The organism is Mycobacterium sp. NGS11 (assembly GCF_059813315.1).
The window spans coordinates 37,942-50,038 of sequence record NZ_JCALEJ010000011.1 but is presented as its reverse complement, the minus strand read 5'-3'; the positions used below and the strand labels follow the sequence as shown (position 1 = coordinate 50,038).

Sequence of the window (12,097 nt, the reverse complement as noted above, 5' to 3'; positions counted from 1 at the left end):
GCGGGCGCTCACCACTTCTGCGCGGGTCCGAACAGTTCGGCCAGGGCGTCATGAAGTTCGGGATCGGCCAGGATGACGACCTCGTCCCCGGCCTCGAGTTCGGTGTCGCCCCGCACCGGCACGAGGCCGGTGGTGCGCACCACGATGCTCACCCAGATGTCACCGACCTGGTCACCGAGACCCTCGACGGTGGAACGCTCGGCGACAGAACCGGTCGCGACGCTGAAGCGATGGACACCCCGCGGTTCGTCGGCGAGTCGCACACCTATCTGCCAGGGCCGGGTCTCCACGGTGCGCATGGGCAGGTGCAACAGTCTGGCGACGCCAGGCACGGAGCTGCCCTGCACCAGCACCGAGAAGACGACGACGATGATCACGATGCCGTACAGGCGTTCGGCGTCGGCGAGGTGAGCGGCCCGCAGGAACTCGCCCAGCAGGATGGGCACCGCCCCCTTGAGCCCGGCGAAAAGAACGAAGCTGCGCTCGTTTCGGCGCAATCGGACTCCAACCAGGCAGGCGCCCACCGCCAACGGCCGAATCAGCACGGTCAGGGCCACAGCGAGGACGAGCCCCGGCACCCATACCTCGGGATGGCCGAGGACATCGAGGTCGACGGTCAACCCCAGGACGGCGAACGCGACGATTTCCGCCAGACCGGCCAGGGCGGCGTGGAATCGCTGGATCTCCGGCTTGTAGGGGGCGCGGGCGTCGCCGATCACGATGCCGGCGACGAACACGGCCAGAAATCCGGAGCCGTGCGCGAGCGTGGCAATGCCGTACAACATCAGACACGATGCCAGCGTTCGCAGCGAGTAGAGACCTTCACTCGGCAACGCGACGCGGCGCATGAAGACGAGTAGGACACGACCGCCGAGCACCCCGACGGCCAGGCCGACCGCCATTTGCAGAACGAATTGCGTTCCCACGCCGGCGAATCCGGCAGCGCTGAGACCGCCGGCGGCGATCAGGCTGGACATCAGGGAGATGCCGACCGGATCGTTGGCGCCCGACTCGCCCTCCAGGATGGTGCCGCTGCGGCCCCTGATCTCGCGTTTGCCCAGCACAGAGAAGACCACGGCCGGATCGGTCGGAGCCACGGCTGTGGCCACGAGAACCGCGGGAAACCAGCCGATTCCACATACGTAGTGCAGCACCAGTGCCGCGCCCGCCGCGGTGAGGGCGGTGCCCACGACGCCGACCGACAGGATGGGGACGGCCGCTGCGCGGAAGCGCGAAGGCCCGATGTGCATGCCGCCGTCGAACAACACCAACACCAACGCGATGGTGATCACCCGTTCCACGATTCGCTCGGAGGGGGGCTGCACCGCGGGCACAGCGTGCACCGCGACGGCAGCTCCGACGAGCACGAGCAGCGCGACGGGGATCTTGACCCGCTCGGTCAGTCGATTCGCCAGCACCGCGGCCAAACCGACTGCGCTGGAGAACAAAACCAACAGCGCGTAACGAACGGTCTCGTTCACACGCGCACCTTTCGGTCGGTCGACAATGTTTAAGACACCGCCGACCAGACTTCCCGGCACACCGCGACGCAGTCTAGCCGGTGATCAGATCCGCCCGCGCCGTATTGCGGTGACGGCCCGAGCGGCCGTCGAACATCCCTAGCGCGTCAGCAGCGCGACGCATTCGGTGTGATGGGTCAGCGGGAACGCGTCGAACACTCTGATCTTCTCGACGGAGTAGCCGTGGCCGCGGTAGATTCCGATGTCGCGCGCGAAAGATGCTTCCTCACAACCGATGTGCACCACCCGAGGGACGTCCGCGGCGGCCAGCAGATCGATGACCTCGCGCCCGGCGCCCGCCCGTGGCGGATCCAGCACCGCCACGTGGGCGCGCCCCCGCTGCGCCAGCAGCGCGCGGCGCACCGAGTCGGTGACGATGTGCACCTGGGTCAGACCGGCCAGGGTGACGCGGGCGGCCCGTGTCGACGCGCGCGAGGTGTCGACGCTGAGCACGCGTCCGGAGTGCCCGACGGCGTCGCCGAGCACCGCGGCGAAAACGCCTGCGCCGCCGTACAGATCCCACGCGCGCATCCCGCTGCTCAGCTGCGCCCAGTCGGCGACCAGCCGGCTGTAGACGTCCGCCGCGGCGCGGTGCGCCTGCCAAAAGGCGGTCACCGGCACCTGCCAGCTTCGCCCGGCCACGCGTTGCACCGCCTCGTAGCGACCCTCGACCACTTTGGTCGCGGTCTGCCTGCCCTGCCTGATGGTGCGCACCACGTGGCGCACGCCGTCGTCGTCGACGGCAACGTGCAGCTGGGCTCCCGGCGGCCACCTGGTGTCGGCGATCCCGTCGAGCATGCCCGCGGGCAGCTGGGCGCAACGCAAGTCGGTCACCAATTCCTCGCTGTGGTACCGGTGGAAACCCGCGCGACGGTCGGGGCCCACGCCGAGCCGGACGCGGGTGCGCCACCCGGTCGGCGCGGAATCCAGCGGCTCGGCCTCCCCATTCCACACATGCCCGCCGAGGCGCTCGAGCTGATTGGCCACGACTTCGCCCTTGAGTCGGCGGGCCACCTCGGGAGCGGCGAACGCCAGGTCGCAACAGCCGGCGCCGCCAACGCCGGCGATGGGGCACAGCGAGGTGACGCGGCCGGCCGCCGGGTCGACGACCTCGACAACCTCTGCGTGCCAATAAGATCCGCGATCCGCGGTGACCCGGACGCGAACCCGCTCACCGGGCAAGGCATAGCGGACGAACACCACCCGGCCCTCATGGTGCGCGACGCAACTGCCGCCGTTGGCCGGGGCATCGGTGGTCAGGGTCAGCTCCCCGATCGGGGGCGGCCCCGCGCGCGGCGCGCGAGTCGATTCGCGGGTCAATCGAAGATTCCCCGACGAGCGTCACCCGGCGCCACGTGCGGCTGCAAGGTTTTCCGCCGCTCGGACGAACTCAACTGCCACGGAACCGAAGTCACCATGACGCCCGGCATGAACAGCAGGCGGCCCTTGAGTCGAAGGGCGCTCTGGTTGTGCAGAACCTGCTCCCACCAATGGCCCACCACGTACTCGGGAATGAATACCGTCACCACCGTGCGCGGCGACTCTTCCCTGGCCCGCTTGACGTACTCCAGGACGGGACGGGTGACTTCGCGATACGGCGAGGCGATGACCTTGAGCGGGACGCTGATATCGCTTTCCTCCCACTTGTAGACAAGATCGCGGGTTTCCGCGTCGTCGACGCTGACCGTCACTGCCTCCAGCACATCGGGCCGGGTGGCCCTCGCGTAGGCCAGCGCCCGCAACGTCGGCAGATGCAGCTTTGACACCAGCACCACGGCGTGGTTACGACTGGGCAGCACCACGTCCTCCTGGGCGGCGGCCTGCTCCGCCAATTCGCGGTTCACCGTGTTGTAGTGCCGGTGAATCATTTTCATGATCCCGAACAGCAAGCTCATCGCGAACAGGGCGATCCACGCCCCGGCCGCGAACTTGGTCACCAGAACCACCAGCAGCACCGTGCCGGTGGACAGCAAGCCGACCGTGTTGACCACCCGCGAGCGCATCATCTTGCGCCGCGCCCGCGGATCGGTTTCGGTGCGCAGCAGCCGGGTCCAGTGCCGTACCATGCCGATCTGGCTCAGCGTGAACGAAATGAACACGCCGACGATGTACAGCTGGATCAACGCGGTGACCTCACCGCGGAACGCGATGATCGCCAGCAGCGCCGCACCGGACAGGAACAGGATTCCGTTGGAGAACGCCAATCGGTCTCCGCGGGTGTGCAATTGGCGTGGCAGGTAGCTGTGCTGCGCCAGGATCGAGCCAAGCACGGGAAAGCCGTTGAACGCCGTGTTGGCCGCCAACACCAGGATGAGGGCGGTCACCGTCGCGATCAGCAGGAAGCCGATGTGGAAGCTACCGAACACCGCTTGCGCCAGCTGAGTGACCAGGGTCTTCTGATAATAGTCCGCAGGCGCGCCGGTGAGCTGTCTCGCGGGATCCTCGACGAGCTTGACCCCGATCTTCTCGGCCAGCACGATGATGCCCATCAGCAGGGTCACCGCGATGCCCCCAAGCATCAGCAGCGTCGTCGCGGCGTTGCGCGACTTGGGTTTCTGAAACGCCGGCACCCCGTTGCTGATCGCCTCGACACCGGTCAGCGCCGCGCAGCCCGACGAGAACGACCGCGCCACCAGGAACGCCAACGCGAAGCCGACGACCTGGCCGTGCTCGGCATGCATTTCGAAACCGGCCGACTCGGCGCGTAGCGGATTGCCCAGCACGAAGATCCGGAACAGGCCCCAGCCGATCATGACGAGGACTCCGACGATGAACGCGTACGTCGGGATGGCGAACGCGAGCCCGGACTCGCGCACGCCACGCAGGTTCAGCGCCATCACCAACAGGATGGAGACCACGCAGAAGAACACCTTGTGCTGAGCCACGATCGGGATGGCCGACCCGATGTTCGCCATCGCGGACGCCGTCGAGACCGCAACGGTCAGAACGTAATCCACCATCAGCGCGCTGGCGACCACGAGGCCGGCGGTGTCGCCGAGGTTGGTGGTGACCACCTCGTAGTCGCCGCCGCCGGACGGGTAGGCATGGACGTTCTGCCGGTAGCTGGCCACCACCACCAGCATCACCGCGGCCACCGCGAGCCCGATCCACGGCGTCAGCGCGTACGCCGTCACTCCGGCCACCGACAGCATCAGGAAGACCTCCTCGGGCGCATACGCGACCGAGGACAGCGCGTCGGAGGCGAACACCGGCAAGGCGATCCGCTTGGGCAGCAGCGTGTGACTCAGCCGGTCGCTGCGAAACGGCCGACCGATAAGCAACCGACGGGTGGCGGTTGAAAATTTGGACACGAGAGCCAAGGGTAAGCCCCGGCGGGTTTGGCGGTAGCGTTCGTAGGAGAATGTTTGCCGACCGAAACGGCTGGCCGACGTGGGTTGCCGATGAGGGGCGCAGGACGCGGTCGAGAGGACTTCAAGTTGCGAGTAGTGGTGATGGGCTGCGGGCGGGTCGGCTCCTCGGTCGCCGACGGGCTCTCGCGGATCGGTCACGACGTCGCCGTCATCGACCGTGACAGCACCGCCTTCAACCGGCTCAGCCCCGAATACGCCGGCGAGCGGGTGCTGGGACAGGGATTCGACCGCGATGTCCTGCTGAGGGCACGTATCGAGGAAGCGGACGCGTTCGCCGCGGTGTCGTCCGGCGACAACTCCAACATCATCTCGGCGCGGCTGGCCCGCGAGACGTTCGGCGTCAAGCGGGTCGTCGCGCGCATCTACGACGCCAAGCGCGCCGAGGTCTACGAGCGGCTGGGAATTCCCACCATCGCGACCGTGCCCTGGACCACCGACCGCCTGCTCAACGCGTTGCTGCGTGAGTCCGAGACGGCCAAGTGGCGCGACCCCACCGGCACGGTCGCCGTGTCCGAGGTCGTCCTGCACGAGGACTGGATCGGGCATCGCGTCACCGATCTCGAGCAGGCCACCGGCGCCCGGGTCGCGTTCCTGATCCGCTTCGGGGCCGGGGTGTTGCCGGAGCCCAAATCGGTTATCCAATCCGGCGACCAGGTGTACGTCGCCGCGATCTCCGGTCGCGCCGCCGAGGCGGTCGCCATCGCCGCGCTACCACCCAGCGAAGACTTGTGATGGATTCCAACGAGCGGCTTGAGGAGCGGCGCACATGAAGGTAGCTGTCGCCGGCGCCGGCGCGGTCGGCCGCTCGGTCACCCGCGAACTCATCGGCAACGGCCACGATGTGACGCTGATCGAACGTAATCCCGATCACGTCGACGTCGACGCCATCCCGGCCGCGCACTGGCGCCTGGGTGACGCCTGCGAACTGAGCCTGCTCGAGTCGGTGCGCCTGCACGAGTTCGACGTGGTGGTCGCCGCGACCGGCGACGACAAGGCCAACGTGGTGCTGAGCCTGTTGGCTAAAACCGAGTTCGCGGTACCGCGGGTGGTGGCCCGGGTCAACGATCCCCGCAACGAATGGTTGTTCACCGACGCCTGGGGGGTCGACGTGGCCGTGTCGACGCCGCGCATGCTGGCCTCGCTGATCGAAGAGGCCGTCGCCGTCGGTGATCTGGTGCGGCTGATGGAATTCCGCAGGGGCCAGGCCAACCTCGTCGAGATCACGCTGCCCGACGACACGCCGTGGGGCGGCAAGCCCGTGCGCAAACTGCAGCTGCCGCGGGACACCTCGCTGGTGACCATCCTGCGCGGCCCCCGGGTGATCGTTCCCGAGGAGGACGAGCCGCTGGAGGGCGGTGACGAGCTGCTGTTCGTGGCCGTCGCCGAGGCCGAAGAAGACCTGCAGAAGCTGCTACTGGGCAGCCACAGCCCGGCCGGCGAGTAGTCAGTCGGTGACGGCGCCGGGTTCGATGTCGACCGCGGGAACACCGGCAGCGGCGATCGCCCGCTGCGCCGACTTGATCGCGGCATAGGTGGCCAACGCGGCCAGCACGGTCAGCGGCCAGCCCATCGCGATCCGCGCCACCGCCAGCCAGCCGGTCCGATCGGCGTCGTAGAGCAGACCCTGAACGACGAACCGGGCGGCGAACACCAGCACCCAGCCCACCGAGGCGATGTCGAACGCATAGACGGCCCGGGGCACGTCGCGCCAGCCGTCGCCCCGCCCGGTGGCCCAACTCCACGCGTAGCCGACCGCGGGCCGGCGGATCAGCACCGACGCCGCGACGACCACCGCCCACACCAACGACATCCAGATGCCCAGCAGGAAGTAGCCCTTGGACTCCCCCAGCACGTAGGCGATCAGCGCGCACAGCGCGACGCCGAAGAAACCGGACAAGGCCGGCTGTGCGGATTCGCGGCGAATGAGCCGCCACATCAGAATCAATGCGGCCACCCCCAGCGCGGCCACGATCGCGGGAACCAAACCGGAAACGCTCGAGACGATGACGAACACCACCACCGGCAGCGACGAATAGATGACGCCGCTGATCCCGCCTGCCTGAGCCAGCAGGCGTTCCGGGTCGATGCGGTTACTGGTCATGCTTTCCGACGCGGCCGGCTCCGGCGGGGTCGTCCCCAGATCTTCGGGGTCGGTCACCGCTGAATTTCGTAGTGCGGGTTGTAGATCGCCTTCGTTCCGTTCTCCAGCTTGCCGAGGCGACCACGCACTCGCAGCGTGCGGCCCGAGTCGATGCCCGGTATGCGACGCTGTCCCAGCCATACCAGCGTGACGGTGTCGCTGCCGTCGAACAGTTCGGCGCGTACCCCGCCGGAGCAGGCCCTGCCGTTGCACTCGACGCTACGCAGGGTGCCCACCATCGTGACCTCCTGGCCACGCTGACAGTCGATCGCGCGTTGCGCGCCGGTGCTTGCGACCTCGTCGGAGAGTTCCTCCGAGTCGAGTTGTTCCGGATCCTCCGTCAACCGACGGGTGAGCCGGCGCAGATACCCTTGGGCCCCCATGGCCACTCCTGACAAATGCTGATAAGCCTCGACGCTTCCATTTATGCCAACGGACACCGTAGACCTCTTGGTTCCCCAGCGCCAACTGACTCAAACGTCGTGTTGGAGGGCGGTTGAACGGCGGGGCACTATCTAAAGGTGGTGGTCGATCTGCGCGGTGTCACGACGGTGTTGTTGCCCGGCACCGGCTCCGACGACGACTACGTTCACCGGGCTTTTTTCCGCCCCTTGTCCCAGGTCGGCGCGCTGTTGGTAACCCCGGCGCCGCGGCCGGACCGGTTGATCGAGGGCTACCTGATGGCGCTGGACGACGCCGCTCGCACAGGGCCGATCGCTGTGGGTGGGGTCTCCATCGGCGCCGCGGTGGCGGCCGCCTGGGCGCTGGCGCATGCCGATCGGTCGGTCGCGGTGCTGGCCGCGCTGCCGGCCTGGGCCGGCGCGCCCGGGTCCGCGCCGGCGGCCCTTGCGGCGCGGTATTCGGCGTCGCGGTTGCGCGCCGACGGGCTGGCGGCGACCACGACCCAGATGCGGGCGTCCAGCCCCCCGTGGCTGGCCGACGAGCTGACCCGGTCGTGGGGCGCGCAGTGGCCGCATTTGCCCGACGCCATGGAAGAGGCGGCGGCGTACGTCGCGCCGAGCTGTGACGAGCTGGCCGCGCTGGCCGTGCCGCTGGGTGTGGCCGCCGCGGTCGACGATCCGATCCACCCGCTGCAGGCCGGACTCGACTGGGTCGCGGCGGCCCCGCGCGCCGCGCTGCGGACGGTGACGCTGGATCAGATCGGGGTCGATCCCGCCGCCCTGGGCGCGGCGTGTCTGGCCGCGCTGGCCGAGCTCTAGCCCGATGGTGGCGACCCGCAGCGCCCGGCTAAGCCGCGCTCGCGATCGCCACGTAGCCGGCTCAGCCCCCGGTGGTGGTGCGCAGCTGTTGCATAGCGGACCCGTCGACGCTGCGGCGTGCGGCCGGGTCGGTGGGCGGTGCCTGCTGCCCTTGCGCCTGTTGGGCGTCGACCTGCTGTGCAGCCTGTTGCGCAGCGGCCGCTTCGCGCAGCTGCTGGGCCATCGGCTCGGGCAGCTGCACGGCCAGCGGTGTCCGCACCGGCAGCGGCGTATCACCGCGCCGAACCACGGTGTCCGCCAAGGCCGCTCGCGCCTCCTGCTCCAGGGCTTCCATCGTCTCCTGGGAGCCGTTGATGACGCAGCGGATCATCCAGCGGTAGCCGTCGACGCCGATGAAGCGCACCACGCCGGCTGCGGTGCCCACGACTTCGCGTCCCCACGGCCCGTCCTTGATGCTGACTTGGGCCGAGTCGTTGCGCAGCGATTCGGCGAGCTCGCCGGCCACTTCACGCCACAGGCCAGCGGTCTTGGGCGCGGCGTAGGCGGCGATGGTGAAACGCCCGTTCGCCGTGACGACCCAGACCGCGCTCGGCACACCGGTTTCGGTCAGCTCGACCTGCAGCTGGCCGGCCTCCGGCATGGGGATCAGCACCGAGCCCAGGTCGAGCCGGGCCAGCTCGGCGACCGCGGGATCGTCGAAGTCCTCGATGTCGAACGGGCCCTCGAGCTCTTCGGGGGACGGTTCGTCGGCGTCGCCGGCAGCGACGTGGTCCGCCACCGGTGTGTCGGCGCCGGAGGCGTCCTCGTCTTTGGGTGTGCGTTTACCGAATGCCATCACAAACTCGCATGTCCGCCGGAGGAACCGTGACCACCGTCGCCACGGGATGTTTCGGCCAGCCCGGCCTCGTCGAACGACGAGACCTCGACCAGCTCCACTAATTCGACCCGCTGCACCAACAACTGGGCGATGCGGTCGCCGCGGTGCACCACGATCGGCTCGCTCGGGTCCAAGTTGATCAGCGCAACCTTGACCTCGCCGCGATAGCCCGCGTCGATGGTGCCGGGGCTGTTGACGATCGAAAGTCCAACTCGCGCAGCCAGTCCCGACCGTGGGTGCACCAAGCCGACCATGCCGAACGGGATGGCCACCGCGACCCCCGTGCGCACCAGGGCGCGCCGCCCGGGCTCCAGTTTGACGTCTTCGGCGCTGTAGAGATCGATGCCGGCGTCGCCCTCGTGGGCGCGGACGGGCAGCGGAAGCTCTCGGTCAAGACGGACGATGGCCAGACTGGTCGACACGGGGCCAAAGACTACCCTTGACTGCGTGTCCGAGACGCGCGTCGCGCCGCACAACGTGCGGTATCGCGAACGATTGTGGGTTCCCTGGTGGTGGTGGCCGCCGGCCTTCGCGCTGGCGGGCATCGTCGCTTTCGAGTTCAACATGGGCGTCACCCGCCAGTCGGTCTGGTGGCCGTACGCGGCGTTGTTCGCGGTGGCGGCCGCGGCACTGCTGTGGCTGGGCCGCATCGAGATCCGGGTGACCGAAGACCCGGCGGCGCCTGGCGAAGTGCAGCTGTGGGCCGGCCCGGCGCATCTGCCGGTCACCGTGATCTCCCGATCCGCCGAGATAGCGCCGTCGGCCAAGTCCGCCGCGTTGGGCCGCCAGCTCGACCCGGCGGCGTACGTCCTACACAGGGCATGGGTGGGGCCGATGATCCTGGCGGTACTCGACGATCCGGACGATCCGACGCCGTACTGGCTGGTGAGTTGCCGTCACCCGGAACGGGTGCTGTCGGCCCTGACACGGTGAGCGCAGCGATCAGGCCGCGCAGTCGGTACAGATCATCACGCCGTTCTTCTCGCTGGCCAGCCGACTGCGGTGTTGCACCAGGAAGCAACTCGAGCAGGTGAACTCGTCCGCCTGCTTGGGAACGACGCGCACCGACAGTTCTTCCCCGGAAAGGTCGGCACCCGGCAGTTCGAAGTTCTCAGCTGATTCAGATTCGTCGACATCGACGACGGCCGAAGCCGCCTCGTTCCGTCGCGCTTTGAGCTCCTCCAGCGAATCCTCCGAAACGTCGTCGGTCTCGGTGCGCCGTGGAGCGTCATAGTCGGTAGGCATTGCCCTGTCCCCTCACATGCCCTCGTTGTCCAAGCATCGCTTTGTACCAGCGTCGAACGCATCCACCAAATGATTCGTGCCCGTATCGCGACCCATTAAGGTGTGATTTACGTCACACAGCCATTTTTACCCTTGCGCTCGTCTCTGAACAGTGGGTTTAGCGTGCGGTTAGAGTGCAGCTGTGGTCACGCAAATCACCGAGGGTACAGCGTTTGACAAGCACGGTCGGCCCTTCCGGCGCCGCAACCCCCGGCCGGCCATCGTCGCGACCATAGTTCTCGCAGTGGCCACCGCCGTGATCTGGACGATCGCGCTGACGCGACCCGCCAAGGTGCACGAGGCCGCGGTGTGCAACCCGCCACCCCAGTCGGCCGGGTCGGCGCCGGCGCAGCTCGGTGAGCAGGTGTCGCGCAGCGCGATGATGGACGTCACTCCCGCCAAGCTCGCGGACACCAAGGTTCGCGTCCTCAACGCCAGCGGCCGCGGCGGCCAGGCCGGCGACGTCGCGGGCGCCATGAAGGACCTCGGCTTCGCGCAACCGACCGCCGCCAACGACCCCCTCTATGCGGGCACCAGACTCACCTGTCAGGGCCAAATCCGTTTCGGCACCGCCGGACAGGCCACCGCGGCCGCCGTGTGGCTGGTGGCGCCGTGCACCGAACTGTTCAACGACAACCGCGCCGACGACTCGGTCGACCTGTCCCTGGGCACCGACTTCTCCGCGTTGGCCCACAACGACGACATCGACGCGGTGCTCGCCACCCTGCGTCCCGGCGCCACCGAGCCCTCAGATCCCGCGCTGCTGGCCAAGATTCACGCCAACAGCTGCTGACGCGGGCGGTCAATCCAAGATCGGATCCAGGCCGTCGAAGCGCCGGAGCACGGACAGCAGTTCCTCGGCGATTCCGGGCGCGGCGGCCAGCGCCAGGCCGGCCCCGGCTACGCCGGGCGCGGGCAGCACCACCCGGGCCCCCGCCTCCGCCGCGATCAGCGCACCCGCCGCGCGATCCCACACCTGCAGACCGTGCTCGTAGAAAGCGTCGAGCCGGCCCGACGCGACCATGCACAGATCCAGTGCCGCCGAGCCGATCCGGCGAACATCGCGGACCACCGGCAGCATGCGCGCCAACAGCGCGGCCTGCGCCGCGCGGCGCTGCCGCGAATAGCCGAAACCGGTGCCCAGCAACGCCATTGACAAATCGTCGACGGCCGAGCACCGCAGCGCCTGCGTCCCCTCGCCGTCGGTGACGTGCGCACCCAGGCCCACCGCCGCCGAGTACACCCGGTGCCCGACGACGTCGGCGACCGCCCCGGCCACCGACTCGCCGTCGACCTGTGCGCCGACCGACACGGCGTAGGCGGGGATGCCGTAGACGAAATTCACTGTGCCATCGATGGGATCGAGGACCCAGGTGACCGAACCGGCCGGCGCGCCCGCCGGATCAGCAGGACCGCCGCCCTCCTCGCCGAGAATGGGGTCTCCGGGCCGCAATTCGGCCAGCCGCTCGCGCAACAGCCGTTCGGTTTCCGTGTCGACGACGGTCACCGGATCGGTCGGGGTGCTCTTCGACCGCACGGCGCCGCTGCCGTCACTGCCCGCATCGGCGCCGAAAACCTCTGCCCGCCGACGCCTCACGAACGCGGCGGCCTCCGCGGCCAACGTTTCGGCGACCGACCGCAGCCTCGCGAGCTCGTCATCGGAAGGGGTCACCGGTCTATCGGAT

Annotated in this window: 14 protein-coding genes; 5 read left to right on the top strand and 9 right to left on the bottom strand. The window is 68.7% G+C overall.

The window, feature by feature from the left end; translation table 11 throughout:
* Nucleotides 1–8: 8 nt before the first annotated feature.
* The 3 genes from AC5Y4T_RS14675 to AC5Y4T_RS14665 all read right to left on the bottom strand — a co-directional run bounded on the left by AC5Y4T_RS14675 (nt 9) and on the right by AC5Y4T_RS14665 (nt 4,831).
* A complete protein-coding gene (locus tag AC5Y4T_RS14675; protein ID WP_499919424.1) occupies nt 9–1,481 on the bottom strand; it encodes a cation:proton antiporter domain-containing protein in 1,473 nt (490 codons plus the stop codon).
* Between the two features lie 138 nt (nt 1,482–1,619).
* Complete coding sequence (locus AC5Y4T_RS14670) at nt 1,620–2,795, bottom strand: class I SAM-dependent RNA methyltransferase (protein WP_499954119.1); 1,176 nt, start codon at nt 2,793–2,795, stop codon at nt 1,620–1,622.
* Between the two features lie 41 nt (nt 2,796–2,836).
* Complete coding sequence (locus AC5Y4T_RS14665) at nt 2,837–4,831, bottom strand: APC family permease (protein ID WP_499919423.1); 1,995 nt, start codon at nt 4,829–4,831, stop codon at nt 2,837–2,839.
* Between the two features lie 126 nt (nt 4,832–4,957).
* Here AC5Y4T_RS14665 and AC5Y4T_RS14660 point away from each other — a divergent pair, with 126 nt between their 5' ends.
* Together AC5Y4T_RS14660 and AC5Y4T_RS14655 are read left to right on the top strand one after the other, a co-directional pair.
* Nucleotides 4,958–5,623, top strand: a complete 666-nt coding sequence (locus AC5Y4T_RS14660; RefSeq protein WP_156656060.1) for a potassium channel family protein — start codon at nt 4,958–4,960, stop codon at nt 5,621–5,623.
* 34 nt (nt 5,624–5,657) lie between these two features.
* Nucleotides 5,658–6,335 (top strand): potassium channel family protein, encoded by a 678-nt coding sequence (locus AC5Y4T_RS14655; protein WP_499919421.1) that lies wholly within the window; start codon nt 5,658–5,660, stop codon nt 6,333–6,335.
* Here the strand turns inward: AC5Y4T_RS14655 and AC5Y4T_RS14650 are convergent, their stop codons facing one another.
* The gene (locus AC5Y4T_RS14650; protein WP_499919822.1) at nt 6,336–6,992 is read right to left on the bottom strand and encodes a DUF3159 domain-containing protein; all 657 of its coding nucleotides are present in this window, start codon (nt 6,990–6,992) and stop codon (nt 6,336–6,338) included. It abuts the gene before it with no gap.
* A gap of 53 nt (nt 6,993–7,045) precedes the next feature.
* Entirely contained in the window at nt 7,046–7,414 is a 369-nt protein-coding gene (locus AC5Y4T_RS14645) for an OB-fold nucleic acid binding domain-containing protein (protein WP_112710439.1), read from the bottom strand.
* A 138-nt stretch (nt 7,415–7,552) separates the two neighbouring features.
* On the opposite strand from AC5Y4T_RS14645, the gene AC5Y4T_RS14640 reads away from it, so the two are divergent.
* On the top strand, nt 7,553–8,251 hold the full coding sequence (locus AC5Y4T_RS14640) for an alpha/beta hydrolase (RefSeq protein WP_499919420.1): 699 nt from the start codon (nt 7,553–7,555) through the stop codon (nt 8,249–8,251).
* 61 nt (nt 8,252–8,312) lie between these two features.
* Here the strand turns inward: AC5Y4T_RS14640 and AC5Y4T_RS14635 are convergent, their stop codons facing one another.
* Both AC5Y4T_RS14635 and dut read right to left on the bottom strand, forming a co-directional pair.
* Nucleotides 8,313–9,086, bottom strand: coding sequence for a DUF3710 domain-containing protein (locus tag AC5Y4T_RS14635; protein WP_499919419.1), 774 nt, complete (start codon nt 9,084–9,086; stop codon nt 8,313–8,315).
* Nucleotides 9,086–9,550 carry a dUTP diphosphatase gene (dut, locus tag AC5Y4T_RS14630; RefSeq protein ID WP_499919417.1) on the bottom strand — a complete coding sequence of 155 codons (465 nt, stop codon included), beginning with the start codon at nt 9,548–9,550 and terminating at the stop codon, nt 9,086–9,088. Before dut ends, AC5Y4T_RS14635 begins: the two co-directional genes overlap by 1 nt.
* 25 nt (nt 9,551–9,575) lie before the next feature.
* Here dut and AC5Y4T_RS14625 point away from each other — a divergent pair, with 25 nt between their 5' ends.
* The gene (locus tag AC5Y4T_RS14625; RefSeq protein ID WP_499919416.1) at nt 9,576–10,061 is read left to right on the top strand and encodes a DUF3093 domain-containing protein; all 486 of its coding nucleotides are present in this window, start codon (nt 9,576–9,578) and stop codon (nt 10,059–10,061) included.
* A 9-nt stretch (nt 10,062–10,070) separates the two neighbouring features.
* Here AC5Y4T_RS14625 and AC5Y4T_RS14620 read toward each other — a convergent pair whose 3' ends face one another.
* Nucleotides 10,071–10,373, bottom strand: coding sequence for a DUF4193 domain-containing protein (locus tag AC5Y4T_RS14620; protein WP_008258544.1), 303 nt, complete (start codon nt 10,371–10,373; stop codon nt 10,071–10,073).
* Between the two features lie 181 nt (nt 10,374–10,554).
* Here AC5Y4T_RS14620 and cei point away from each other — a divergent pair, with 181 nt between their 5' ends.
* Nucleotides 10,555–11,205 (top strand): envelope integrity protein Cei, encoded by a 651-nt coding sequence (gene cei / locus AC5Y4T_RS14615; protein WP_499919415.1) that lies wholly within the window; start codon nt 10,555–10,557, stop codon nt 11,203–11,205.
* Between the two features lie 9 nt (nt 11,206–11,214).
* On the opposite strand, the gene AC5Y4T_RS14610 is transcribed toward cei, so the two are convergent.
* A complete protein-coding gene (locus AC5Y4T_RS14610) occupies nt 11,215–12,084 on the bottom strand; it encodes an inositol monophosphatase family protein (protein ID WP_499919412.1) in 870 nt (289 codons plus the stop codon).
* Between the last annotated feature and the right edge of the window lie 13 nt (nt 12,085–12,097).

Excerpts from the sequence above, each read along its gene's own strand:
- AC5Y4T_RS14655 (WP_499919421.1), top strand. The coding sequence starts at position 5,658 with ATGAAGGTAGCTGTCGCCGGCGCCGGCGCGGTCGGCCGCTCGGTCACC.
- AC5Y4T_RS14650 (WP_499919822.1), bottom strand. The coding sequence starts at position 6,992 with ATGACCAGTAACCGCATCGACCCGGAACGCCTGCTGGCTCAGGCAGGC.
- AC5Y4T_RS14645 (WP_112710439.1), bottom strand. The coding sequence starts at position 7,414 with ATGGGGGCCCAAGGGTATCTGCGCCGGCTCACCCGTCGGTTGACGGAG.
- AC5Y4T_RS14635 (WP_499919419.1), bottom strand. The coding sequence starts at position 9,086 with ATGGCATTCGGTAAACGCACACCCAAAGACGAGGACGCCTCCGGCGCC.
- AC5Y4T_RS14620 (WP_008258544.1), bottom strand. The coding sequence starts at position 10,373 with ATGCCTACCGACTATGACGCTCCACGGCGCACCGAGACCGACGACGTT.